This is a genomic window from Nocardiopsis sp. NPDC058789 (assembly GCF_042745575.1).
GTDB lineage: Bacteria > Actinomycetota > Actinomycetes > Streptosporangiales > Streptosporangiaceae > Nocardiopsis > Nocardiopsis eucommiae.
The window spans coordinates 322015-345960 of sequence record NZ_JBHYOW010000002.1; the positions used below are offsets into that span (position 1 = coordinate 322015).

Annotated in this window: 21 protein-coding genes and 1 tRNA gene; 17 read left to right on the forward strand and 5 right to left on the reverse strand. The window is 68.3% G+C overall.

Annotated features, from left to right (window positions below):
• Nucleotides 1-54 precede the first annotated feature (54 nt).
• The gene (locus ACFW3L_RS03550; RefSeq protein ID WP_082206366.1) at nucleotides 55-813 is read right to left on the reverse strand and encodes a DUF5131 family protein; all 759 of its coding nucleotides are present in this window, start codon (nucleotides 811-813) and stop codon (nucleotides 55-57) included.
• 273 nt (nucleotides 814-1086) lie between these two features.
• Here ACFW3L_RS03550 and ACFW3L_RS03555 point away from each other — a divergent pair, with 273 nt between their 5' ends.
• Nucleotides 1087-1617: an NUDIX hydrolase gene (locus ACFW3L_RS03555; protein WP_378735906.1), complete on the forward strand. Its 531-nt coding sequence runs from the start codon at nucleotides 1087-1089 to the stop codon at nucleotides 1615-1617.
• Here ACFW3L_RS03555 and ACFW3L_RS03560 read toward each other — a convergent pair.
• The gene (locus ACFW3L_RS03560) at nucleotides 1604-2890 is read right to left on the reverse strand and encodes a hypothetical protein (protein WP_378735907.1); all 1287 of its coding nucleotides are present in this window, start codon (nucleotides 2888-2890) and stop codon (nucleotides 1604-1606) included. The genes ACFW3L_RS03555 and ACFW3L_RS03560 overlap by 14 nt on opposite strands.
• A gap of 272 nt (nucleotides 2891-3162) precedes the next feature.
• Here ACFW3L_RS03560 and ACFW3L_RS03565 point away from each other — a divergent pair, with 272 nt between their 5' ends.
• The 5 genes from ACFW3L_RS03565 to ACFW3L_RS03585 all read left to right on the forward strand — a co-directional run bounded on the left by ACFW3L_RS03565 (nucleotide 3163) and on the right by ACFW3L_RS03585 (nucleotide 6234).
• A complete protein-coding gene (locus ACFW3L_RS03565; protein WP_378735909.1) occupies nucleotides 3163-3906 on the forward strand; it encodes a hypothetical protein in 744 nt (247 codons plus the stop codon).
• A 61-nt stretch (nucleotides 3907-3967) separates the two neighbouring features.
• The gene (locus tag ACFW3L_RS03570; protein ID WP_378735911.1) at nucleotides 3968-4879 is read left to right on the forward strand and encodes a hypothetical protein; all 912 of its coding nucleotides are present in this window, start codon (nucleotides 3968-3970) and stop codon (nucleotides 4877-4879) included.
• An 11-nt stretch (nucleotides 4880-4890) separates the two neighbouring features.
• The gene (locus ACFW3L_RS03575) at nucleotides 4891-5511 is read left to right on the forward strand and encodes a hypothetical protein (protein WP_378735913.1); all 621 of its coding nucleotides are present in this window, start codon (nucleotides 4891-4893) and stop codon (nucleotides 5509-5511) included.
• Between the two features lie 79 nt (nucleotides 5512-5590).
• Complete coding sequence (locus ACFW3L_RS03580) at nucleotides 5591-5893, forward strand: hypothetical protein (protein ID WP_378735915.1); 303 nt, start codon at nucleotides 5591-5593, stop codon at nucleotides 5891-5893.
• A 194-nt stretch (nucleotides 5894-6087) separates the two neighbouring features.
• Complete coding sequence (locus ACFW3L_RS03585) at nucleotides 6088-6234, forward strand: hypothetical protein (RefSeq protein ID WP_378735917.1); 147 nt, start codon at nucleotides 6088-6090, stop codon at nucleotides 6232-6234.
• A gap of 116 nt (nucleotides 6235-6350) precedes the next feature.
• Here ACFW3L_RS03585 and ACFW3L_RS03590 read toward each other — a convergent pair.
• Nucleotides 6351-6424: transfer RNA gene (locus ACFW3L_RS03590), tRNA-Gly, on the reverse strand.
• Between the two features lie 123 nt (nucleotides 6425-6547).
• Here ACFW3L_RS03590 and dcd point away from each other — a divergent pair.
• From dcd to ACFW3L_RS03615, 5 genes are all read left to right on the forward strand, one after another.
• On the forward strand, nucleotides 6548-7132 hold the full coding sequence (gene dcd / locus ACFW3L_RS03595) for a dCTP deaminase (RefSeq protein ID WP_378735919.1): 585 nt from the start codon (nucleotides 6548-6550) through the stop codon (nucleotides 7130-7132).
• Nucleotides 7133-7541: 409 nt separating this feature from the next.
• The gene (locus tag ACFW3L_RS03600; protein ID WP_378735921.1) at nucleotides 7542-8555 is read left to right on the forward strand and encodes a glycine betaine/L-proline ABC transporter ATP-binding protein; all 1014 of its coding nucleotides are present in this window, start codon (nucleotides 7542-7544) and stop codon (nucleotides 8553-8555) included.
• Entirely contained in the window at nucleotides 8552-9775 is a 1224-nt protein-coding gene (locus ACFW3L_RS03605) for an ABC transporter permease (protein ID WP_378735922.1), read from the forward strand. Before ACFW3L_RS03600 ends, ACFW3L_RS03605 begins: the two co-directional genes overlap by 4 nt.
• 39 nt (nucleotides 9776-9814) lie before the next feature.
• Nucleotides 9815-10765 (forward strand): glycine betaine ABC transporter substrate-binding protein, encoded by a 951-nt coding sequence (locus tag ACFW3L_RS03610; protein WP_378735924.1) that lies wholly within the window; start codon nucleotides 9815-9817, stop codon nucleotides 10763-10765.
• A gap of 198 nt (nucleotides 10766-10963) precedes the next feature.
• Entirely contained in the window at nucleotides 10964-11878 is a 915-nt protein-coding gene (locus tag ACFW3L_RS03615; protein ID WP_378735926.1) for a glycine betaine ABC transporter substrate-binding protein, read from the forward strand.
• A 71-nt stretch (nucleotides 11879-11949) separates the two neighbouring features.
• On the opposite strand, the gene ACFW3L_RS03620 is transcribed toward ACFW3L_RS03615, so the two are convergent.
• Together ACFW3L_RS03620 and ACFW3L_RS03625 are read right to left on the reverse strand one after the other, a co-directional pair.
• Complete coding sequence (locus ACFW3L_RS03620; RefSeq protein WP_378735928.1) at nucleotides 11950-12561, reverse strand: rhomboid family intramembrane serine protease; 612 nt, start codon at nucleotides 12559-12561, stop codon at nucleotides 11950-11952.
• A 124-nt stretch (nucleotides 12562-12685) separates the two neighbouring features.
• Nucleotides 12686-13159 carry a hypothetical protein gene (locus tag ACFW3L_RS03625; RefSeq protein WP_378735930.1) on the reverse strand — a complete coding sequence of 158 codons (474 nt, stop codon included), beginning with the start codon at nucleotides 13157-13159 and terminating at the stop codon, nucleotides 12686-12688.
• Nucleotides 13160-13822: 663 nt separating this feature from the next.
• Between ACFW3L_RS03625 and ACFW3L_RS03630 the strand changes: the two genes are divergently transcribed.
• The 6 genes from ACFW3L_RS03630 to ACFW3L_RS03655 all read left to right on the forward strand — a co-directional run bounded on the left by ACFW3L_RS03630 (nucleotide 13823) and on the right by ACFW3L_RS03655 (nucleotide 23874).
• A complete protein-coding gene (locus ACFW3L_RS03630) occupies nucleotides 13823-15529 on the forward strand; it encodes an ABC transporter family substrate-binding protein (protein ID WP_378735932.1) in 1707 nt (568 codons plus the stop codon).
• An 82-nt stretch (nucleotides 15530-15611) separates the two neighbouring features.
• Nucleotides 15612-16622 (forward strand): ABC transporter permease, encoded by a 1011-nt coding sequence (locus tag ACFW3L_RS03635; RefSeq protein ID WP_378735934.1) that lies wholly within the window; start codon nucleotides 15612-15614, stop codon nucleotides 16620-16622.
• Entirely contained in the window at nucleotides 16615-17541 is a 927-nt protein-coding gene (locus ACFW3L_RS03640; RefSeq protein WP_378735936.1) for an ABC transporter permease, read from the forward strand. Before ACFW3L_RS03635 ends, ACFW3L_RS03640 begins: the two co-directional genes overlap by 8 nt.
• Nucleotides 17538-19766, forward strand: a complete 2229-nt coding sequence (locus tag ACFW3L_RS03645; RefSeq protein WP_378735938.1) for a dipeptide ABC transporter ATP-binding protein — start codon at nucleotides 17538-17540, stop codon at nucleotides 19764-19766. Before ACFW3L_RS03640 ends, ACFW3L_RS03645 begins: the two co-directional genes overlap by 4 nt.
• A 168-nt stretch (nucleotides 19767-19934) precedes the next feature.
• A complete protein-coding gene (dacB, locus tag ACFW3L_RS03650) occupies nucleotides 19935-21509 on the forward strand; it encodes a D-alanyl-D-alanine carboxypeptidase/D-alanyl-D-alanine-endopeptidase (protein ID WP_378735940.1) in 1575 nt (524 codons plus the stop codon).
• A 346-nt stretch (nucleotides 21510-21855) separates the two neighbouring features.
• Complete coding sequence (locus tag ACFW3L_RS03655; protein ID WP_378735942.1) at nucleotides 21856-23874, forward strand: ABC1 kinase family protein; 2019 nt, start codon at nucleotides 21856-21858, stop codon at nucleotides 23872-23874.
• Nucleotides 23875-23946 lie beyond the last annotated feature (72 nt).

A 23946-nucleotide genomic window follows, 5' to 3' on the forward strand; every position in this document is an offset into this window, starting at 1 on the left:
TTTCACTTACCACCAAGGTGAAATCGAATAACGGCTAAAATTGGCCGAATTCGGTCACTGGTGCGCGTGAACCTTCAGGTCATGAGGAGTAGCGTCCCAGCTTCGATCGTCAAGAAGGCGCCCGCCTGACTTCGGTGTGTGACCGCCCCATTGCTTAAAGAAGAAAGGAGTGTCTGATTCAAGACAAAGGTCCCGGATTCCTCGGGCCCAGTCGGCCTTCATCGTGCGGTGGCGTGGGCCGCTTTCACCACCCACGATGACCCAGTGGATGTTAGCTAGATCCAGCTGGTCTAGGGGGCCTAGGAGCGGTTCGCACGAGAGAAAGCGAACGGCAGCTGGCGTGCTTCGAAGATGATCCACGCGGTCGAGTGCCTCCGCACTCTCCACCGAAACACCCATCCAGATGTTGGGTGGCCACGGCAGCTCGGGTGCTAGCCGTGCCAAACGAAGAGAGCGCTTGGTGAGTACCTGGTATGTGTGCTGTGGGGTATCAGCCATGACTTCGAAGACCTTGTGAACGAAGTCCTTGGGCACCTTCGCGTGAAAAAGATCGCTCATGGAGTTGACGAAGACCGTGCGAGGGCTCTTCCATTTATACGGCATCTTGAGCGCTGAGGGGTGGACAGCAACTCCGAACCCAGGGCCCGAAGTTCGCGGGTCTCCGTCTGTTTGGTACTTGTCAACACCCATGGCCTTGAGCCTCTTGGAAAGCGCCAGCGCGTAGCAGTTGTCGCAACCAGAGGCGACGCGGTCGCACCCTGTGGTTGGATTCCAGGTCGCCTCCGTCCACTCGATGGAGCTCTTGTCAGCCACGGCCAACACCGCCCTTCCTTAAAAATTTGTACTTGGTTGGTGACACCAGTCGAGGTTGACTTAACCACGAAGGTGACGTGCGTCGCGCAGGTTCTGAGAACCTAGATATAATCGAACACTAGTTCGCAACATAACAAAATCTACCGCTGGCTGGTAGGGGCTTCGGTGCTCAGGGACGTGGTGATTTACGAGGACCGCGATCATCCTCACCGAGGGATCTTTGAACAGACCAGCGCCCCCCTCTCGGACCTTGCTGTGCCCTACTGTGCCGGTGTGAGTACCCAATGGACGATCCACGGCGAGAAGCTGGTGGACGAGAACCGGCACATCCGACTGTCCACGGTCGACATCACCCTCCCGGACGGGGTGTCCTTCACGCAGTACGTCGTGGCGATGCCCCCGGCCGCGATGACGCTGGTGGTCAACGACCAGCGCGAAGTACTCCTGATGCGTCGGCACCGGTTCATCATCGACCGATGGGTGTGGGAGCTGCCGGGCGGATACGTGGACGGCGCCGAGGACATCGAGGCCGCGGCTGCGCGTGAGGTCGAGGAGGAGACCGGGTGGCGTCCCCGCTCCATGGAGCACATGGTGACCTTCCAGCCCGCGATCGGCTCGGTGGACCAACCCCAGATCATCTACCTGGCACGCGGGGCCGACCTGACCGACACCCCTCCGGACGTCAACGAGGCCCAGGAGATCCGCTGGTGGCCGTTGGAAGAGGCCGTGAAGATGATCGAACGAGGCGAGATCGTCGGTGCGTCCACGGTTGTCGCGGTCTACCGGGCGCTCACCCTGGTGTGACGGCTTCCCTCGCTCGCACGGTGAACTCCTCGACTGCGGGCGAGCTTTCGTGGGCTTGGAGCCGGTGGCCCAGGCGTCGCAGGTAGGACAGCGCTCGGCGGGACTGCAATCCCTCGACCAGATCCAGGGCCAGGCCACCTATCCGGACGGCTTCTTCGGGTTCGTTGGGGGCGTGGGCTGTGGCGAGCATCAGCAGGTTGAACGTGCGGCCGCGGACGTAGTCGGTGTTCATCTCCAGGGAACGTTCCGCGTAGGTGGCGGTCTGGGCGTCGTCGTTCAGAGCAAGGAAGCAGTGGGCGACCTTGGCCGCGAGGTAGGCCTCGTCGAAGTAGGCCAGCCACTCAGGGGGGTCGGGATCTTCAGCCTCGAACGCCTTCACCCCGGCGCGCAGGGAGGCCGAGGTCGCCCGGTGATCGGTCAGGCCCGCGTGCCCATGTGCCTCGATGAGGTGGCACTCGGCCATGAGCGCTGTGTGTCCAGTGCGGGTGGCTGCGGACTGGGCTGCCCGCGCGAGGTCCACGGCTTCGGCTGATCGGCCGATGTAGGTGGCTTGGTGACCCATGGCGGCGAGGATTTCGGCGCACAGGCCGTCGTCCTGCGCGGTCTTGGCCATGCGTAGCGCCTGCACCAGGTACCGCTGGGCCAAGCCGTGCTGCTCGCAGTCGTAGGCCATCCACCCCACGGCCTTGGTGAGCTCGGCCGCCGCTGAGAACAGTTCTCGTCCGATCTCTTCGGTGTAGGTGCCGTGGAGGAGCGGGGTGACGTTGGCGTCGAGGTACTGCACGACGGTGCTGCGAATACGGCCCCCGCCCACGCGGTTGTCGAGGTCGCGGAAAGCCCGGGTCATTTGCCGGATGGCGGCAATTTCAGGGCGTCCGACCCGGGTTCGGCCTCGGTGCGCGGGGCCGGGGGAGGGCGGATGGGTGAGCCATCGTGTGGTGGCGCTTGGGTAGGCGGCCGGCGAGTATCCGCCGAGCAATACACGGCGGCGTTCGACGTCGGCCCGGTACAGCTGCCCAGCGGTGAAGATGCCCGTGGTCCAGGAGAGCGGGAACTCCAGGGTGCGCTCGTCCCCGCCGGGTAGGCCGCACTCTTGCTCGCTGAGGGGGCGCCCCAGGGCTTCGGAGAGAACTCCGGAGATCAGCGCGGGGACCGGTTGTTGTGGGCGTTCCCCTTCCAACCAGCGGCGCACGCTGTTGTGGTCGTAGGACAGTGAGAGCCCCAGCTCGTCACCGCGCGAGACCACTCGGCGGGCGAGGCCTTTGGCGGGCATACCTGACTCGTCGAGGAGCTGCGCGAGTTGGGTGTTCGGCTGTTTGGGGGTGCGCGGCACGGCGTCTCCACAGTGTTTCCGCGGTGTCCGGGGGGAGTGCAGTGTGGCACGCCCCCGACCTGTGGGGAACGAAGTCGCGAAAACGCACGCCCCCTGTGCACTCCTTCAGCTTGGGCTCACGCACGAACCCCGAGGCCGAGCCTTCTCGGCAAAGGCTCCCCGACGAGACGGTGGGATCTGCCCGAAGCCGCAGAAGAGGAAAGGGAACAGGCATGACGACCACACTCGCTCCGTTCACGGTGGAGCTGCCCGACCACCGCTTCGACCCCCGCTGGGAACGCCTGCCCGGAATCACGGTGGACGGCCCCACGCTCAGTGTTCAGCCCGAGGACTACTTCTTCCGCCTGGAGTCCACCGGTTGGCGGGTCATCGACTGGCAGACCGTTACCGACCGGATGCTGCCCCTGGAGGAGTCCTCCGACGAGGCCCTGGAACAGAAGGCGCTGCGGTTCATCGAGGACCACGTTCGCATCACCCACGACCCCGCCGAGGTCCTGGGGATCGCCTGGAAGGTCTACAGCTACCTCTTCCGCACCGAACACCTGCCCACCCTGGACGTCCCCGGGATCACCGCCGAACACCTGAGGATCCTGGGGGAGGTATCCACGCTCACCGCGCTCAACAAGGTAGACGCCGACGGCCGGATCTCCGTGGTCGGCCCCGCCTGGTTCTTCGGCGATACCGCACGCGTGGTCTACGACCTGGACGAGCCCACCGTGCAAGCTTTGGACGAGGTCTTCCACGGCGGCCTGTTCAACGAGAACCGCAGGATCGAGTCGATCAAGGCCCACACCGCCCTGGGCGGCCGACTAGTGCACGGCTGCCAGTCCACCCCCTCCCAGAAGGGTGGTGTGGTCGCGGCCTACGGCACCCCCATGGGCCGCTTCCGTGACGAACTCGCCCAGTTCCGCGACCAGTGGATCCAGGCCGTGCGCTCCTACGGCTCCACCACCTGAACACACAGGCCCGCCGGGGCCCCACGGCCCCGGCGCTTCGAACGAGAGAAGGGGAGTGTTCGTGCACACCCAGGACATCGACTGGCTGCGCCAGGAGGTCACCGGCGCGGCAGGCTTCGACAACACTTCGACGGAGGTCCTGCACAGCTGGGCACTCTCGCACGTCGAACGCCTCGAATCCCCTGAGGGTGGGACGGTGATTTTCAAGTGCGCCAGTGAACCCTTCACACATGAGGACGAGGCCCTCATCGCCGCCCGCCAGGCCGGGGTCGACGTCCCCCGGGTGCTCACCTCCACCAGAGGCGGCACCACCTTGGGCATGGTCCTGGAGGACCTGGGCCAACCCTGCCGCCAGGCCGGTGACGACGACGGGGTCACCGCAGCTCGGCAACTGCACTCGGCCGCTGTCCCCGACTTTCTCTCACCCGGAGACACCGACTGGCTGGCCTCACTGCCCGGCCGGGCCCTGCGCACCCTGACCGTGCTGCACGAGAACAACCGCTGGGCCGACACCGCCGACCTCGAAACCGCTCTGAGGTCGCTGGAGAAGGCGGCACCGGCCAGGGCACAGGGTGCCACGTTGGCCCCGTTCGGGTGGGTGCACTCCGAATTCCACCCCACCAGCCTGATCATCGGCCCGGACCGGGTGCACATGTACGACCTCGCCCGCGCATTCCACGGGCCCGGCCTGCTCGACCTGGCCTCCTGGCACGGCACCATCGACCCCGCCGACCCTGACCGCACCCGCGCCCTGCTCGAACGCTACGTCCAGGCCGGAGGGCCCGAGGAAACCCTGGCTGATCGGGGCGGGCTGTCCGCTCAGGACTGGGCGCTGGGCTGGCACCGGGTGTGGATCGTCGAGTGGTACCTCGCCCAGGCCGCGCTGTGGATCGCCCATGAACCCGATGACCACATGTACGCCCGGGTCGTGCGCACGCATATCGAAGAAGCGGCCCGGCTCCTCAACGTCTGACGGGATGTGTGATGACAGCCAACCCTCCGTACCTGCTCAACGACATCGACGGGGTCCTCAACCCCTTCCCCGGGCCCGGAGGCTCACTCCCACCCGACTACCGGCCCCACCGGGTCGACCTCAACGGCACCGACGTGCCGGTATGGCTGAACCCGGACCACGGTTCGTGGATCACCGAGCTCCACTCCACGGGCCTGGTCCGCCCGATCTGGGCCACCAGTTGGCAGAGCGCGGCCGCGTGCACCATCGGCCCCCGGCTCGGCCTCGCCACCTACCCGCACATCGACCTCGGCCCCACCAGGCAGCTCACCCGACACCCCAACGGCTACCTGTGGAAACGCGACGCCGTCGCCACCTGGGCCGCGCAGGCGCCCCTCGTGTGGATCGACGACGACTTCGCCCACCCCGACCACGAGTGGGCCCGCCAGCGATCCCTGAACGGGGTGCCCACCCTGCTGATCCAACCCGACCCCTACCAAGGCCTGCGGCGCGCCCACATCGACGCGGTGCGGACCTGGGCCCTGGCCATCGCACGGAACGTACGCACGAACGGAGACCGCGATGACGTCGCCGCCCGCACTCCACCCCTGGCGGCCGCTGCGCACACCCCAAGGAGCGAAGGTTCCCATTGACGAGGACCTGGTTCCGCTCATCACCAGGCTCTGGCAACTCGGCATCCGCACCCGGTCGAGCTGTCAGGACTACGGGGCCATGCTGGCCGCCTCACCGCCCGGACTCGCGGCGGGAGATCGCCGGTGGATCGACTTCTGCGCGGACCGGGCTTGGCTGGAGCTGGAGGCCGAGGACGCCGAACACCTGGTGGGCCTGCTCAGCCGAGACTCCGAGCTCCGCTTGGCCCTGTCCCAGTGGGGACTCGCCGAGTCCTGGTGGTGCGTCCGCCCGCTACTGCCCGAGCTCATCGGTGGCCGAGGCAGGACGGCTCCCAGCGCGCATCTTCTCTTCCCCCGTGAGCACGTGGAACGGGTGGTGAACGTACTCCGCGAGGCCGGATGAAGGGAAGCCGGGAGGGGATCTGGGGCCGCTCGTCCTTCGGGACGGGTGGCCGTCCCGGCGTCGGTCAGGCTTCGGGGCGAAACGCGCGTCACGAACACGGGCTGTACCGGCTGCCCAGGAGCGGTTTCCGCCCCCGGTGGGTACTGCTGCGCGAACTGATGCGGCGGATGGGCCACTCCAGTACGAGGGCCGCGGTGATCTACCTTCACGCGCGCGACGAACGCGAACGCGAGATCGCGGACCGGCTGGGGGAGAGGGCGGCCAAGGAGTTGAGGGCCAACCGGCCGGACGAGACCGGAGATGATGGCGACGATCCGCCGCTCGCGGGGGTCCCTGCCTGACTCTCACCCCGGACGGGCGTGTGGCACGTGTGTGGCACGGCGACCCGCTCACACCCCGGGAAAAGCAAACGGCCAGGTGTTCGAAAAACCTCGAACGACCTGGCCGTTTGTGTGTCTGGAGCGGATGACGGGAATCGAACCCGCGTTATCAGCTTGGGAAGCTGAAGTTCTACCATTGAACTACATCCGCGTCGGGTGGCCCGGGGGGCTCTCCAACGCTGGCTATCCTAGCCCAACTCTGGGCCCGGTAGGCAAGTCGGCGGGGTGCCGGGTGCTGCCCTCGGCCCGTTCTCGCAGGCGGTAGGTTCGGAGCGTGCTGCTCTCCGATCGCGATATCAGGTCAGAAATCGACTCCGGGCGGGTCCGGATCGATCCCTTCGAACCCTCTCTCGTCCAGCCGTCGAGTATCGACGTCCGCCTCGACCGGTTCTTCCGGGTCTTCGAGAACCACAAGTACCCCCACATCGACCCCTCGGTGGAGCAGCCGGACCTGACCCGGCTCGTCGAGACCGACGGGGAGGAGGCCTTCATCCTCCACCCCGGTGAGTTCGTGCTGGCGTCGACCTACGAGGTCGTGACCCTCCCGGACGACATCGCGAGCCGGTTGGAGGGCAAGAGCTCCCTCGGGCGGCTGGGCCTGTTGACCCACTCCACGGCGGGGTTCATCGACCCCGGGTTCTCCGGGCACGTCACCCTGGAGCTCTCCAACGTGGCCACCCTGCCGATCAAGCTCTACCCGGGCATGAAGATCGGCCAGCTGTGCATGTTCAGGCTGACCTCCCCTGCCGAGCGTCCGTACGGCTCGGCGGCCTACGGCTCCCGTTACCAGGGGCAGCGCGGTCCCACGCCGTCGCGGTCGCACCAGAACTTCGCGCGTACCCGGATCGTCGAGGCCTAGGAGGGGCGGTCTCCTCTGGTCGGGCGAAAACCCTTACGGTACGGTTATGTACTGACACGTTCTGTCGCATTGCGCACATGTCGCTGAAACGTGATCCGAGTCACCATGAAATGGGCAGTGGCATAGATCACATAAGCGTGTTTTTCGAGGTCGCCATCCCGTGCCACAGGTCGGCAGACGGGTTTTATGGCGGTTAAACACGTTATCTGGTAGTGACATGCCGCCTGAACTGTGCGTTCATATCTCGGTAAGGTGGCGCCCCGACGTGAACCAGGTAGTGGTTTCGCCCGATTCGGGTGCGCACGGAGGGGGCTCTGCGCGGACCGGCTACCTGAAGTAACCGCTGGCTGAGCGCTGGGAATCGCACCCTGCTCGGCTTCGCGCCAGGGACAGCCCCCTTGAGGAGACCGTGCCAGTAGTACGCGCAGACCACCTGTACAAGGTGTTCGGTAAGCAGACGAAGGCGGCCGTAGAACGGCTCGCCGACGGCAGCCACCGCGACACCATCGCCGACCTCGACGTGACCGCTGCCGTCATCGACGTGTCCTTCGAGGTCCAACCCGGCGAGATCTTCGTCGTCATGGGACTCTCGGGATCGGGGAAGTCCACCCTGATCCGCATGCTCAACGGACTGCTCGACTCCACGTCGGGATCGGTCGAGATCGACGGCGTGGACATCACCACGCTCAGCCACAAGGACCTGCTGAAGCTCCGGGGCGAGAAGATCAGCATGGTCTTCCAGCACTTCGCCCTGCTTCCCCACCGGTCGGTGCTGGAGAACGCCGCCTACGGGCTGGAGCTGCGCGGGTTCTCCCGCGCCGAGCGCTTCGCCAAGGCCAAGGAGACCCTCGCCCTCGTCGGGCTGGAGGGTTGGGAGGACAAGCTCCCGCAGCAGCTTTCCGGCGGCATGCAGCAGCGCGTCGGCCTGGCGCGCGCCCTCGCCGCCGACACGGACATCATCCTGATGGACGAGGCCTTCAGCGCGCTCGACCCGCTCATCCGACGGGACATGCAGACGCAGCTCCTGGAGCTCCAGGAGACGCTGGGCAAGACGATCATCTTCATCACCCACGACCTGAACGAGGCCATGCGCCTCGGTGACCGGATCTGCGTGCTCCGCGACGGTCGCGTCGCCCAGATCGGTGAGGCGTCGGAGATCCTGAACTCGCCCGCGAACGAGTACGTCGAGCGTTTCGTGGAGGACGTGGACCGCAGCCGCGTGCTGACCGCTGCCGAGGCGCTCGCCGACGTCGCCGTCGACGCTGGCGCACCGCAGGTCGCCGCGGACACCCTGGTCGCCGACCTGTTCACCAGCGTCGCCACCGAGAACCGCCTCCGGGTGGTCACGGCCGACGACGAGGTGCTGGGCATGGTCACCCGTGAGTCGGTGCTCGCCGCACTGGTCCAGGAGGTGGCCAAGTGACCCCCGTCGACTTCCCTCCGTCGTTGCCCATCGGTGACGGCTTCGAGGCGTTCAACGCCTGGCTGAAGAGCAACTTCGGGCTGTTCTTCGACCTCACCGGCGACTTCATCCGCTGGGCCGTCGCGGTCCTGTCCGGGTTCTTCGTGGAGCCGGCGGCCGGACAGCTCGCCTTCGTCGCGGCCGTGATCATCGCGGTCCCGCTGGTGCGCTCGCGCCGGGTGCCGCTGCTCGCCATCGTCGTGGTGGTGTCGCTCCTGTACATCGCGGAGGCGCAGTTCTCCCTGGTGACCGGCTTCATCAACAGTGTCCCGGGGCTCTTCGTCTGGGCCATGAACCTGTTCGACACGAACGTCGAGCCCACTTTCGTCGTCTCGCTGGTCTTCCTGATCGCGACGGCGGCCCTGGGCATGGTGGACCGCGCCAACCGGGTGCGCACGGGGATCGTCGCGGGCGGTTGGCTCGCGCTGGTGCTGCTGGGCTGGCTGGTCCTGCCCATGCTGGTCACCAACCCGATGTCCCTGCTGATGATCCTGCTGCTGAGCCTGCTCGCGCTCTCGGTGGCCGGATGGCGCCTGGGCGTCTTCGCGCTGCTCGCCCTGACCGTCGTGGCCTCCGTCGGCCAGTGGTCGAACGCCATGGACACCCTCGGCCTGGTCTTGGTGGCCAGCCTCATCGCGGTGGTCATCGCGATCCCGATCGGCATCCTGGCCGCCTACAACGACTACGTCAGCAAGGTCGCCAAGCCGGTCCTGGACCTGATGCAGACGCTGCCGGCGTTCGTCTACCTGATCCCGGCGATCTTCTTCTTCTCCATCGGCGCGGTGCCCGGTGTGGTCGCGACCATCGTGTTCGCGATGCCGCCCGGCGTGCGCCTGACGGAACTCGGTATCCGGCAGATCGACAAGGAGCTCGTCGAGGCGGGTGAGGCCTTCGGCGCTCCCAGGCGCAAGATCCTCACCGGCATCCAGCTCCCGCTCGCCCTGCCGACGATCATGGCCGGTGTCAACCAGGTCATCATGCTGGGTCTGTCGATGGTCGTCATCGCGGGCATGGTCGGCGCGGGCGGCCTCGGCAGCCAGGTCTACCAGGGCATCACGCGCAACGACGGCGCGCTGGGCTTCGAGGCCGGAATCGCCGTGGTCATCCTGGCGATCTTCCTGGACCGCCTGACCGCCGCCGTCACCCGCAAGAGTCCTCAGGCCAGTGTCAGCAGTTCCTGACCCCGGTCTTCTTCGAGCAGTCCTGATGGAAGGAATCAGATGTACAGCCGTAAGCGCATGATGGGTCTGGCCGCGGCCGGTATGAGCGGGGTCCTCCTCCTGACCGCCTGTGGCGGCAACGGTGAGGACCTGACCGGCGGCTCCGGCGAGGGCCAGGGCGGCTCGGGCACGGGTGACGACCTCCAGGACGTCAACATCGCCCTGATCGCCTGGGAGGAGGCGATCGCGGTCACCCACATGTGGGAGGCCATCCTGGACGAGAAGGGCTACAACGTCGAGGTCACCGACGTCGACGTCGCCCCGATGTACCAGGGCGCCGCCAACGGTGACGTGGACCTGTTCCTGGACACCTGGCTGCCCGCCACCCACCAGCAGTACTGGGACGACTACGGGGACCAGCTGGAGGACCTCGGCTCCTGGTACGACAACGCGATCCTCACGCTGACCGTCCCCACCTACATGGAGGACGTCAACTCGATCCCCGACCTCCTCGACCACGCGGACGAGCTGGACAACCGGATCGTCGGCATCGACCCGGGCGCCGGTCTCACCGACACCACCCAGAACTCCGCGATGCCCGGCTACGAGCTGGACGACGACTTCGAGCTCGTCACCTCCTCGGGTGCGGCGATGCTCGCGGAGCTGGACTCCGCGATCGCCGAGGAGGAGCCCATCGTCGTGACGCTGTGGCGTCCGCACCCGGCCTACGCCAAGCACGACCTGAAGGACCTCGAGGACCCCGAGGGCCTCATGGGTGACGCCGAGACGATCCACGCCGTGGGCCGTGACGGTTTCGGCAACGACTACCCGCAGCTCTCCTCCTGGCTCGAGGGCTGGGACATGAGTGACGACGAGCTCGCCAGCCTGGAGGCGCTGACCGTCGGTGACGACGTCGACGACCCCGACGCCGGCGCCCGTCAGTGGCTCGCCGACAACCCCGAGTTCCTGGAGCGCACCCTGGGCGACGACGCCGAGGGCCTGAACTTCTAGAACCCAGAGTGTGGCACCCGTCACGGGGTGTACCACTCGTCCCCTTTGATGGGGTAGACATACGATGACGGCCGCCTTCACCGAGTGTGGGGGCGGCCTTCGTCTGGGCGAAGTCCCGGAGCCGGTACCGAGGGCCCCCTGGGCTCCCCCCTCTCCTCGGTCGGCTCCGCACGTGTGCGTAGCGAGGGAAACGAATACATGAAGGTCGGACGTAGGCGAGGAACGGGGCTGGCCGCCGCCGGTCTGAGCGGCGCGCTTCTGCTGTCCGCCTGCTCGGGGGACTCCGAGGGAGCGGATGAGGACCTGCGGGAGGTCGACATCGCGTTGATCCCCTGGGAGGAGGCGGTCGCGGTCACCCACATGTGGGAGGCGGTCCTGGAGGAGAAGGGGTACGACGTCACCGTCACCGAGGTCGACGTCGCCCCGGCCTTCCAGGGGGTGGCCGACGGCGAGCTCGACCTCTACCTCGACATGTGGCTTCCGGTCACCCACCACGAGTACATGGAGAAGCACCGGGACGACATCGAGAGCCTGGGCTCCTGGTACGACAACGCCGTCCTCACCCTCGCGGTCCCGGAGTACGTGCGGGACGTGCGGGAGATCGACGACCTCCCGGCGCACGCGGACGAGCTCGGGGGCACCATCGTCGGCATCGAGCCGGACGCGGGCCTGACCCAGGTCACGCGTGACCAGGCCATGCCGCTGTACGGGCTGGACGGGGACTTCGAGCTGGAGACGTCGTCGGGCGCGGGGATGATGGAGCGGCTGGACGCCGCGATCGCGGAGGAGCGGCCGATCGTCGTGACGCTGTGGCGTCCGCACCCGGCCTACGCCCAGTACGACCTCCGGGACCTGGAGGACCCGCAGGGCGGCATGGGCGGCACGGAGGGGCTGCACTCGATCGGTCGCGCGGGGTTCGCCGAGGACTACCCCGAACTGGCCGAGTGGCTGCGCAACTGGACCATGGACGACGAGGAGCTGGCCTCCCTGGAGGCGCTCACGGTCGGCCCCGGGGTCACCGACCCCGCGGCCGGGGCGCGTCAGTGGCTCGCCCAGAACCCGCTGTTCCTGGAGCGCACGCTGATGGAGGACGCCGAGGGTCTGGAGTTCTGACCGGTCCGGACACGACGACGGGGCCGTCTCCCCTCCGGGAGCCGGCCCCGTCGTCGTGCGGTGCGCGGGGATCAGGGGGCGTAGTAGCCGCCCTGGGCGCCGCCGACGCTCCGCTGGTTGGCCTGGCCCGTGTCGCGCCTGGGCAGCACGTAGGCGGACAGGAGCCCGCCCAGGAAGCCGAACAGGTGCGCCTGCCAGGAGACGCCCGGGTGCTGGGGCAGAACCCCCCAGATCATCGTTCCGTAGAAGATGACCACACAGATCATGATGACGATGTCGACGGTCCGACGTTCGATGATGCCGCGCAGCACCGTGTAGCCGAAGTAGCCGAAGACCAGCCCGCTGGCGCCCACCGTCACGACGTGTGAGGGGGTGAACAGCCACACGCCGACGCCGCTGACGACGGCGACGATCAGCGTGGTGAGCAGGAACCGGCCCAGGCCGCTGAAGGCGACGAGGGCGCCCAGCACCAGGAACGGCAGTGAGTTGCCGATCAGGTGGGCGAAGTTGCCGTGCATGAAGGGCGCGGTCAGCACGGTCCAGGGTGCGTCGGCGTTGCGGGCCTGGATTCCGAACTGCCGGTCGAGGTGTCCCCCGAGCGGGGTGTCGAGGATCTCCAGGACCCACATGGCCGCGAGCATCCCCGCGACGGTCAGGATGGCGGTGATTCTGGACTGCTTCACCCCATCGAGACTAGATGAAGCTGCCTTGCGTCGGTATGTTCCTGGGGCGCGTGTGGGCGAAATGATCTGTTGTGTTCACAGATGACTGCTCTGTCGCGACCGCTCAGGGGAGCTCGCGGGAGCGTCAGGAGGACAGGGAGCGCTTGCGCGGGGGGATGCCCGCGACGGCCATGAAGGCCTCCACCTTCGCCGGGTTGGTCATCCCGGTCAGCGGCAGGTAGGTGCGCGAGGTCCGGCGGCTCTTGAGCGAGGGGAAGCGCTTGGGGCGCCCGGTGTGGTCGCACAGGCCGAGGGAGCGGATCCGGCCGGGAAGCACGTAGTAGGAGCCGATGTCGATGAAGGGCACCCGCACGACGTAGGCGCCGCGCCGGTAGCGGAACTCGTCCTCGGTGACCTCCAGTACCGGGGCCTTGATCCGGTGTCCGTCGACGGCCGAGGCGGCCCCGAGGAGCCCGAGGAGGACGCCGAGCACGATATTGGCCCAGTGGGTGGGGTCGACGGCCACGACCACGGCGCCCAGGGCCAGCAGAGCGTAACCACCCCACAGCTCCACGTACTTACGGCCGACGGGGCAGACCAGGCGGACCGGTTCGGACACGGCGGATGCCTCTCTCGCTGGGCGGGGCGCTGAGGATGACGGAGGTCGTCACTGGGAACCCTATCCGCTTCGTGGGTACGGGCATCGCGGTTTCGGTCATCTCGTGCGTGGAGTTCAGGACAGGCGCAAGGAGGTTTCCTCCCCCGTGTCGCTTTCCATGGAGTGATGACCGGGTTATCCCATGAATTGCTCTCCGGGAGAGGTGAGGCGGGGAGGGGTGGTATTAGATGTCCTCGGGTGCATGTATGGAGCCGTGTGTGAAGTTTGGGTCGTTTGTCCTGTTCTCTCTCGGTAGTTGCGTGCTTCGAGGCCGTAGTTAAACGTCGTTTACGTTTGTGTCTTTGCTCTGGAAGCCCTTGATTGAACCCGAATACTTTTCCAGTGTGTCCGAATCCCGCTGGCCTGGGCCCCTGTTCCACGTGTCCGCTTGACCTGGCATGATGTGGGGATGTCCTGGTTGTTGCCGGTGTATTGAGAGTGCGTGACTCGTTCCGGCTCGCCCGGGCGCGGGCCGGTTGCGGATGGGTCACGAAATCGGCATTGGGGCTATACAGACATTTCCCTTAATGGTCTTCTAATCGACTAATCGCCTAGTTTTGGTGGGTTGTGCCCCGTGGGCGCCCACCCCGTGGCCTGTTCGCATGAGTGATCAAGGGTGTGACTATGTTCAAGCGCCGAAAGACGTTGGCACTCGCCGCCGCGGCGACGTCAGCGGTCATGGTGGCCAGCGGCTGTGGAGGAGGAGGGGGTGACGGTGGCGACGGCGGAGCCAAGGAGGTCACCTGGGTCATCAACAGCCTCCCCGGCGCCTGGCAGGCCACCAGCCTCGCCGGCGGCAGCGTCTACGTGATCCAGATGCTCTCCGGTGTGCTCCCCTACACCGGACAGTGGCAGCCGGACGCGACCTACGAGTACGACATGAACGTCCTCGCGGAGGAGCCCGAGCTCATCAACGACGACCCCGACGAGGGGCCGTTCGAGTGGTCGATCACCCTCGCCGAGGACGCCGTGTGGAGCGATGGCGAGCCGATGACCGGTGAGGACCTGCGCGTCTCCTGGATGCTCGGCACCTCCCCCGACGAGGGCTACTGCGGCGGCTGCGACCCCCGCGCCGCCGCGAGCTTCGACAAGGTCGAGTCCGTCGAGGTCGACGGCAAGACCGCCACCTTCCAGCTGAAGGAGGGGCTGGCCGACCCGGAGTGGATGGGCCTGTTCGACGCCCACAGCCAGGCCGGCGGCTTCCTGCCCGCCCACCTCGCGGAGGAGAACGGCTGGGACGTCGACGACGCCGACCAGCTGGGCGAGTTCTACGACTGGCTGCACGCCGAGCGCCCCGAGTGGTCCGGCGGCCCGTACATGATCACCGCCGGGGACCTGGAGAACGAGGTCGTCAAGGAGCCGAACCCGAACTACTTCGGTGAGGCGCCCGCGCTCGACAAGATCACCATGCCGTACAACACCGACGAGGGCACCTTCGTGAACGCCTTCGTCAACAGCGAGATCGACGGGGGCAACCCGGCGGACTACAGCGAGGACGTGATCCTCCAGCTCCAGGACGTCGCCAACGCCGAGGTGACCGTCGCCGAGGGCGCCACCTGGGAGCACGTCGACCTCAACCTGAAGAACGAGACGCTCCAGGACGTCGAGCTGCGCCGCGCGATCTTCACCGCGATCGACCGCGACGACATCGCCAACCGCAACTTCGGCGCCGGCTACCCGGACTACGAGCTGAAGAACAACCACGTCTTCGGCAGCGACAGCCCCTACTACGTCGACCACTTCGAGGGCGAGACGCAGGGCACCGGCGACCTCGACGAGGCGAAGAGCATCCTGGAGGAGGCCGGTTACGAGCTCGACGGCGGAACCCTCACCCTGGACGGCGAGGAGATCGGCCCGTTCCGTCTGCGCAGCACCGACTCCACCGTGCGCAACACCTCGGTCCAGCTCATCCAGGCCCAGCTCTCCGAGATCGGCATCACGACCAACATCGAGATGACCGACGACCTGGGCGGCATGCTCGCCGCGACGGAGTACGACATCGTCCAGTACGGCTGGTCGGGCTCCCCGTACTTCACCAGCAACCCGGAGCAGTTCTGGCACTCCGAGAGCGGCAGCAACTTCGGCGGCTACTCCAACGACGAGGTCGACGACCTGGCGGGCGACGTGGCCAACGCCCCCGACCTGGACACGGCGGCCGAGCACGCCAACGCGGCCATGGAGATCCTGGTCCCGGAGGCCTACGTCCTCCCGATCATGGCGGAGCCGAACTACTTCTTCGCCAACTCCGACCGCCTCGTGAACGTCCACGACAACCTTCAGTCCAGCTACCGAGCCACCTACAACATCGGTGAGTGGGACGTCGCCAGCTAGTCAGGCGAACCACCCAGGTCCGGCCCCGGGACACCCTCCCGGGGCCGGACCGGTCCTCGTCCACCCCTGAAGGATCACTCCCATGCTCGTTTACACGATGCGGCGCATCCTGGGCGCGCTCCCCGTCCTGGTCCTCGCATCCATCCTCACCTTCGTGATGATCGACGTCTCCGGTGACCCGCTCGCCGACATCCGGATGGCCCAGCCACCGCCCACAGAGGAAGTACTGCAACAGGCGGAGGAGCGGCTCTACCTCGACCGCTCCATGCCGGAGCGGTACTGGCTGTGGGTGACCGGAATCGGCGGAAACGGCGACATCGGACTGCTCCAGGGGGAGTTCGGCCCCTCCACCCAGGGCCCCCACTACGACATCGGCACCGCCATCGCGGAACGCCTGTGGACCACCCTGCGCCTGGTCGGCGCGTCCATGGTCTTCGCGCTCGGCCTGGCGATCATCACCGGTGTGATCAGCGCGCTGCGCCAGTACTCCAAACTCGACTACACCCTCACGTTCGTCGGCTTCCTCGCCCTGGCCCTGCCGACCTTCTGGTTCGCGGGCATCATGCAGGCGGCCGGGGTCAAGTTCAACCAGCTGGTGGGCGACCAGGTGTTCGCCACCATCGGTGACGGGCGGTTCCGAGCCGAGGGCGCGCCGCTGTGGGACCAGTTCCTCAACGCCTTCGCGCACATGGCGCTGCCCACGATCGTGCTCATGCTGATCAGCTTCGCGTCGTGGAGCCGCTACCAGCGCACCTCGATGCTGGAGGTGATGAACAGCGACTACGTGCGCCTGGCCCGGGCCAAGGGCCTGCGCAACCACACGGTCATCCGGCGTCACGCCCTGCGCACCGCGCTCATCCCGCTGACCACCGTGGTGGCCATCGGCGTCGCGGGCGTCATCGACGGGGCCATCCTCACCGAGGTGGTCTTCCAGTGGCGCGGTCTGGGTGACTTCTTCATCACCGCGGTGGACAACAACGACTCCTTCGCGCTGATGGGATGGCTGCTGCTCAGCGGCACGATCGTCATCCTGGCCAACCTGGTGGCCGACCTGTTGTACGCCGTGCTGGACCCGAGGATTCGCTATGAGTGAGAACGGCATGTCGAAGAGCGCGCGCCGTGACCCGGCGAAGAAGCGGAAGAGGAGCAGCGCCGACCAGACCCAGCTCCAGACCATCCTGATCCGGTTCACCCGACACCGGCCCGCGATGATCAGCCTGGTGCTCCTGGCGGTCATCGCCCTGTTCGCGTTCGTCGGACCCTTCCTCTGGGCCTGGGACCACACGGTCTACAAGGAGATCCCCAGCAACCAGCCGCCGTCCGGGGCGCACCCGCTGGGCACCTCGGCCGCCGGACACGACGTCCTCGGCCAGCTCATGCGCGGCGCCCAGCAGACGCTGAAGGTCGCCTTCACCGTCTCGCTGCTGTCCACCGCGGTCGGCTCCGTGTGGGGCGCCACCGCCGGGTACTACGGCGGCCGGGTGGACGCGTTCATGATGCGCGTCGTGGACATCTTCCTGATCGTCCCGCTGCTCGTGGCCGCCGCGGCGATCGCGGGCAACAGCGGGGCCGGGACCTCGTGGTCCGCGATCGCGCTGATCATCTCGATCTTCTCGTGGGCCACCATCGCCCGCGTGGTGCGCGGTGTGGTCCTGTCCCTGAGGGAGCAGGAGTTCGTGGAGGCGGCCCGCGCGTCGGGGGCCTCGGCGCCGTGGATCATCCTCCGGCACCTGCTGCCCAACGCGGCCGGACCGATCATCGTCGCCGCCACCCTGCTGGTGGCCGTGGCCATCCTCGCGGAGGCGGGCATGTCCTTCCTCGGCCTGGGCATCCAGCTGCCGGACATCTCCCTCGGCCAGATGATCGGCAGCGCGCGCACGGCGGTGTCCACGCGGCCGTGGCTGTTCTATCCGCCGGGTGTGCTGCTGGTGCTGATCTGTCTGACGATCAACTTCATCGGTGACGGCCTCCGGGACGCCCTCGACCCACGACAGACCAGGGTGCGGCGATGACGACTGAGTACGAGAACAAGGGAAACACCGCCGTGGCGGACACCGACGACGTGGTGCTGGAGGTCAGCGACCTCAGCGTCACCTTCCCCTCCGACGACGGCCCGCTGCCCGCGGTCCGGCAGGTCTCCTACAAGGTGCGCCGGGGCGAGGCCCTGGGCATCGTGGGGGAGTCGGGGTCGGGCAAGTCCGTGACGTCCATGGCGATCATGGGCCTGCTGCCCAGGAACGCCCGGGTGGAGGGTTCGGCCCGGCTGCTGGGCCAGGAGATCATCGGGCTCGACGACAAGCAGATCAGCCAGGTCCGGGGGCAGAGGATCGCGATGATCTTCCAGGACCCGCTGACCTCGCTCAACCCCGTCTACACGATCGGGTACCAGATCGCGGAGGCGGTGCTCGCCCATCGGAAGGTGAGCAAGAAGGTCGCCATGGCGCGGGCGCTGGAGCTGCTGGAGATCGTGGGCATCCCGTCCCCCGAACAGCGGCTCAGGCAGTACCCGCACGAGCTGTCCGGCGGCATGCGCCAGCGCGTGGTGATCGCGATCGCGATGGCCAACGACCCGGACGTGATCATCGCCGACGAGCCCACGACGGCGCTCGACGTGACCGTCCAGGCGCAGGTGCTGGACGCCCTCCAGCGCGCTCGCCAGGAGACCGGGGCCGCCCTGGTGCTCATCACCCACGACCTCGGCGTGGTGGCCGGGCAGGTCGACCGGGTGGGCGTGATGTACGCGGGCCGGATCGTGGAGATGGGGTCGGTGGAGGAGGTCTTCTACCGGCCGCGCATGCCCTACGCGCTGGGACTCCTCGGCTCGCTGCCGCGACTGGACGGCGACCGGGGCGACCGGCTCACCCCCATCCTCGGCACCCCGCCCTCGCTGCGGGACCTGCCGGGCGGCTGCGGGTTCGCGCCGCGCTGCCCCATGGCCAGGGAGCGCTGCCACGAGGAGGAGCCCCGGCTGCTGGCCATCGAGAACGGGTCACCGGAGCGTGAGACGGGCGACGGGCTCTCCGGGCACACCGCCGCCTGCCACTTCAGCGAGGACCTGGTGGGCGCGGAGGCGGGCGACCTGTTCCGGGCCACCTCCGTGGACACCGAGGGCGTGGGATCCGTGGCCGAGGTGGAGGCGGCCGAGTCCCAGGTGGCCGAGGCCCGCGAGGGGTACCGGGGGGAGGCGGACGAGGAGGGTTCCCGCGCGGCCTCCGACACGGCCGGACCCGAGGTCCTGCTCACCGCCACCGACCTGGTCAAGCACTTCCCGATCCGTTCCAAGGGGTTGTTGCGGCGCAGGGTCGGCGCGGTGCAGGCGGTCTCCGGGATCTCCCTGGACCTGCGCGAGCGGGAGACCCTCGCGCTGGTGGGCGAGTCCGGCTGCGGCAAGTCCACCACGGCGCGGCTGCTGCTCAACCTGATCAAGCTCACCTCGGGCGAGGTCACCTACCTGGGACAGCCGCTGCACGGCCTGTCCGACCGCAGGATGCGGCCGCTGCGCAAGGACCTCCAGCTGGTGTTCCAGGACCCCTTCGCCTCCCTGGACCCGCGCATGACGGTCGCGGACATCATCGCGGAGCCCATGCGCATCCACGGGTCCGGGCACCGGGACGCCCGGAGGCGGGTGTCGGAACTCCTCGAACTGGTGGGGCTCAACCCCGAGCACGGGTCGCGGTACCCGCACGAGTTCTCCGGGGGCCAGCGGCAGCGCATCGGCGTGGCCCGGGCGCTGTCGCTCAACCCGAGGGTGCTGGTGCTGGACGAGCCGGTCTCGGCTCTGGACGTGTCCATCCAGGCGGGCGTGATCAACCTGTTGGAGGACCTCCAGGACGAGCTGGGGCTGTCCTACCTGTTCGTGTCGCACGACCTGTCGGTGGTCAAGCACATCGCGGACCGCGTGGCCGTGATGTACCTCGGCAAGATGGTGGAGACGGCCACGACGGACCAGCTGTTCAGCTCGCCGGCGCACCCGTACACCCAGGCGCTGATCTCGGCGATCCCGCTGCCGGACCCGGTCAAGGAACGGACCCGGGAGCGGATCACCGTCACCGGTGACATCCCGAGCCCGGCCGACCCGCCCTCGGGCTGCCGGTTCCGGACGCGCTGCCCGAAGTTCGCCAACGAGCTTTCGGACGCCGAGCGCACCAGGTGCGTGGAGGAGCCGCCGGACCTGAGGGACCGGGGCACCGGGCACCGGGACGCGTGCCACTACTCGAAGGCGATCGAGCTCATCTAGGCGCCGCACACGGGGCGGGCCGGGGAATCCCCGGCCCGCCCCGTCCGTGTGTGCCCCGTTTGAGACGCCCCTTTTGCCATCGAACCGCCGGTGGCGTCCTGGCGTGGAGTGAAACGGTCGGTTACGTTCTCCTGGCATGCTCCCGATCGGTCCTTCCGGAGGAGACACATGACCCCCGCACCCCCACGCCGTTGGCTGGTCGCCCTCGCCGCGGCCCCGCTGGTGGCCCTCGCCCCGGTCGCGCCCGCCTGGGCCGACACCGCCGAGCCCGCCCAACGCGCCGCCGACCTGCGCGCCGACCTCGACACGATCCTGGCGAACCCCGTGCTGGAGGGCGCGACCTCCGGTGTGGTCGTCACCGACGCCGAGTCCGGAGAGACGCTCTACTCGCGGGACGCGGACACCCCGCTGCTGCCCGCCTCGAACACGAAGCTCTTCACGGCCGCCGCCGCGCTGGAGGTGTTGGGGGAAGACCACACCTTCGCCACCGAGGCCGTGGTGGAACGCCGCCCGGGCCGAGGGGACGTGCCGGAGCTCTACCTGGTCGGCGGTGGTGACCCGACCCTGAACACCGACGACCTCGACTCCCTCGCCGCCGACGTGGCCGACTCCGGGGTGACCTCCGTCGGCGACGTGTTCGCCGACGACTCGTGGTTCGACGCGCAGCGCCTCGTGGACGACTGGTGGCCCGAGGACGAGCCGTACGCGTACTCGGCGCAGATCTCCGCGCTCACGGTGGCCCACGGCGAGCGCTACGACACCGGTGTCACCGAGGTGACCGTCACGGCCGCCTCCGCGGATGCTCCCGTCCATGTGGACCTGGGCGCCGCCGAGGGATACGTGGAACTCGACAACCGCGCCGTCACCGCCCCGGCGGGGCAGGGCACCGGGATCACGGTCGACCGACCGGTGGGCACCAACACCGTCACCGTCACCGGGTCGCTGTCGGTGAACGCCGGACCGGTGGTGGCGCTGCGCACCGTGGACGAGCCCGCGGGGTTGGCCGGGCACCTGTTCGCCCAGGCCCTGGAGGAGAACGGGGTCGCCGTGAAGGGCGGGGTCGCGCGGGGCGAGGTACCCACCGAATGGCACCGGCCCCGAGTGGTGGGGGAGCACACCTCCATGCCGCTGAGCGAAGTCCTGGTCCCGCTCATGAAGTTCAGCAACAACGGGCACGCGGAGATGCTGACGAAGACCCTCGGCCGCGAGGTCGCGGGCGAGGGTTCGTGGGAGGCGGGTCTCGCCGCCGAGGACACCGCGCTCCAGCAGCTGGGCGTGGACACCTCGGACCTGGTCCTCACCGACGGCTCGGGTTTGTCGCGGGGCAACCTGGTCACCGCCAACACCGTCGTCGACCTGCTCGACAGCGCCCAGGACGCTCCCTGGTACGAGGTGTGGCACCACTCGCTGCCGGTGGCGGGCGACAGCGACCCGTTCGTCGGGGGCACGCTGGCCAACCGGATGCGCGGCACCGCCGCCGAAGGAGTGGCGCAGGCCAAGACCGGCACGATGACCGGGGTGAGCGCCCTGTCGGGCTACGTGCAGGGCCCGGACGGCGGCGAGCTGTACTTCAGCGTCGTCAACAACGGCCACACCGGCGGCGCGCCCCTCGACGTGCAGAACGCCGTGGTGGTCCGGCTGGCCGAGCACCTGGGCAACCAGGCCCGTACGGGCACGGTCACGCAGCGCGCCGAGGTCACCGACGGCGGCGAGATCGAGTGCTCATGGGAGCTGACCTGCTGATCCGCTGACCGAACCGAGGGCCCACGGGAGGCAGGCCCGTGGGCCCCTCGTGTGTCCGGAGCGCAGCGAACCCAGACGAGGTACGCCGCTTCAGGGCGAAGTACGCCGGGCCGGGGGCGAAGTACGCAGGTGCGGGGCGGGTTCAGCTCCGCCCGCTCCTCCGGCCCGGGACGCGTGCGGCCGGACGGACGGGACGGGGCCGCGGGGACCTCGGTTCGGCGGCGCCGGTCGCGGGCGGTGGCGCGGGCGCGGGGGTTGTCCACAGGCTGGGGACCGGGGCTGTCGGTGGGTGCCCGGGGGTGACAGTGTTGAGGTCTCCCCGCCCTCCTCCGGCTGAAGGACGTTGATGGAAACACTGACCGTGACCTCGGTGTTCGGCATGGTCGTCAGTCAGGTCGTGTCGCTGGTCGTCCTGGTCCTGGTCCTGTTGGGCCTGGGCAAGCTCGCGAGTCGGCTCATGGACGTGCCGTTCAACCTGCCGAGGCTGGCCCTGGCGGCGTTGGTCGGGGCACCTCTGGGTTCGGTGGGCGCGATCCTGGCCTACTACGGCAGCTTCGAGGCGCTGAACTCCCTCGAACCGGCCGACATGGAGGACCCCGGGTACATGTCCCTGATGCTCTTCGCCATGGCGGTGGGCGCCATGCTCGCCTTCGTCGGCCTGGAGCTGTTGCTGCCCCGGGGCACCCGCTTCCGGCCGCTGGCCATGGTCCGGGAGGCCAGGAACTGGTTCGGGCGGCTCGGCAGGTACCGGCGCATCCTGTGGATCCTGGCCCGCCACGGTCTGGGCGGCTACGTGCTGGGCGGGAGGAAGGGGATCGAGGACACCTCGGTCCAGCGGCGTCTGGCGCGTTCCCTGGCCCGGTCCATGGAGGAGGCCGGGGTGGTGTTCGTGAAGCTCGGGCAGGTGCTGGCCACCCGGCGGGACCTGCTGCCACCGGCCTTCGTGGAGGAGCTGGGCCGTCTGCACAGCGAGGTGGCCAAGGTGCCCTTCGAGCGGGTGCGCGAGTGCGTGGAGGGCGAGCTGGGGCGCCCCCTGGAGGAGGTCTTCGCCGGGTTCGACCCCGAGCCCCTGGCCGCCGCCTCGATCGCGCAGGCGCACCCGGCGCGGCTCCACGGGGGCGAGGAGGTCGTAGTGAAGGTGCAGCGGCCGGGGATCGTGCCGGTGGTCCGGCGGGACCTGGACATCATCCGCAGGCTGGCCCGCCGCTTCGACGAGCACACCGACTGGGGGCCCGCGATCGGGGTGCTCGAACTGGCCGACGGGTTCGCCGAGGCGCTGTTGGAGGAACTCGACTTCGAGGTGGAGGCCGCCAACATCGCGGCGGTCGCGGACGCCACGGGTGGTACGCCGGTGCGTATCCCGCAGGTGTACGAGGCCTACACCAGCCGTCGGGTCCTGGTGATGGAGCGCCTGCACGGAACCCAGGTGGGTGTCGGTGACCTCTCGGTGGAGGAGGGGGAGCGCCTCGCCAGGGTCCTGCTGGACTGCCTGCTGGAACAGGTGCTGATGAGTGGGATCTTCCACGCCGACCCGCATCCGGGCAACATCCTCGTCCTCGACGAGGGCGGTGTGGGGCTGTTGGACTACGGGTCCGTGGGGCGCCTCGACGCCCGGACCCGGGAGGCCCTCCAGATGATGCTCCTGGCGATCGACCGGGGCGACGCGGTCCTGCTGACCGACACCCTGCTGGACGTGGTGGACGATCCGGGGGAGATCGACGCGGAGCGGCTGCGGAGGTCCCTCGGGCAGTTCATGGCGCGCTACCTGCACGGGGGCGCCACCGCGAGCATGCGGATGTTCACCGAGCTGCTGATGCTGGTCACCCGGTTCGGGCTGGTGCTGCCCGGGGAGCTGGCCGGGGTCTTCCGCGCGCTGGCCACGCTGGAGGGGACGCTGGTCCACCTCGCGCCGGGGTTCGACACCGTGGCGGAGGCCAAGCGGTACGCGGGGGCCAGGATGTCCGAGCAGCTGGGAACGGGGAACCTGCGGGAGATGGCGTCTGCGGAGCTGATCGCCCTGCTGCCCACCCTGCGACGGCTGCCGCGCAGACTGGACCGGATCACCGACCAGCTGCACAAGGGCCGGTTCACGGTGCAGGCGCGGTTGTTCGCCCACCCCGAGGACCGAAGACTCCTGCGCTCGGTGGTGTGGCGCGCGGTGATGACGGTGCTCGCCGTGGTCACCGGGTTCATGTCGGTGGGGCTGTTCAACGTCACCGAGGCACAGGGGGTGTCCTGGCCGGACCTGGCCACGCACACGAAGGCGCTGAACCTGTTGGCGTGGGTGCTGCTGGCCGCCACGGCGATGTTCGTGCTCCGGCTGCTCGTGGACATGGTCCGGGACGGTGACCGGCGGAGACGGTGACCAGCCGCTGTCCTGAGGAGGTGATGTTCGGTCGGTGGTCGGGGAGACGGTGACGAGCCGCTGCCCTGAGGT

What these genes read in the sequence shown, in the direction of transcription:
- ACFW3L_RS03560 (WP_378735907.1), bottom strand. Translation starts at nt 2,890, where the DNA reads ATGCCCGCCAAAGGCCTCGCCCGCCGAGTGGTCTCGCGCGGTGACGAG.
- ACFW3L_RS03565 (WP_378735909.1), top strand. Translation starts at nt 3,163, where the DNA reads ATGACGACCACACTCGCTCCGTTCACGGTGGAGCTGCCCGACCACCGC.
- ACFW3L_RS03575 (WP_378735913.1), top strand. Translation starts at nt 4,891, where the DNA reads ATGACAGCCAACCCTCCGTACCTGCTCAACGACATCGACGGGGTCCTC.
- ACFW3L_RS03580 (WP_378735915.1), top strand. Translation starts at nt 5,591, where the DNA reads ATGCTGGCCGCCTCACCGCCCGGACTCGCGGCGGGAGATCGCCGGTGG.
- ACFW3L_RS03610 (WP_378735924.1), top strand. Translation starts at nt 9,815, where the DNA reads ATGTACAGCCGTAAGCGCATGATGGGTCTGGCCGCGGCCGGTATGAGC.
- ACFW3L_RS03615 (WP_378735926.1), top strand. Translation starts at nt 10,964, where the DNA reads ATGAAGGTCGGACGTAGGCGAGGAACGGGGCTGGCCGCCGCCGGTCTG.
- ACFW3L_RS03630 (WP_378735932.1), top strand. Translation starts at nt 13,823, where the DNA reads ATGTTCAAGCGCCGAAAGACGTTGGCACTCGCCGCCGCGGCGACGTCA.
- ACFW3L_RS03635 (WP_378735934.1), top strand. Translation starts at nt 15,612, where the DNA reads ATGCTCGTTTACACGATGCGGCGCATCCTGGGCGCGCTCCCCGTCCTG.
- ACFW3L_RS03640 (WP_378735936.1), top strand. Translation starts at nt 16,615, where the DNA reads ATGAGTGAGAACGGCATGTCGAAGAGCGCGCGCCGTGACCCGGCGAAG.
- ACFW3L_RS03645 (WP_378735938.1), top strand. Translation starts at nt 17,538, where the DNA reads ATGACGACTGAGTACGAGAACAAGGGAAACACCGCCGTGGCGGACACC.
- dacB (WP_378735940.1), top strand. Translation starts at nt 19,935, where the DNA reads ATGACCCCCGCACCCCCACGCCGTTGGCTGGTCGCCCTCGCCGCGGCC.
- ACFW3L_RS03655 (WP_378735942.1), top strand. Translation starts at nt 21,856, where the DNA reads ATGGAAACACTGACCGTGACCTCGGTGTTCGGCATGGTCGTCAGTCAG.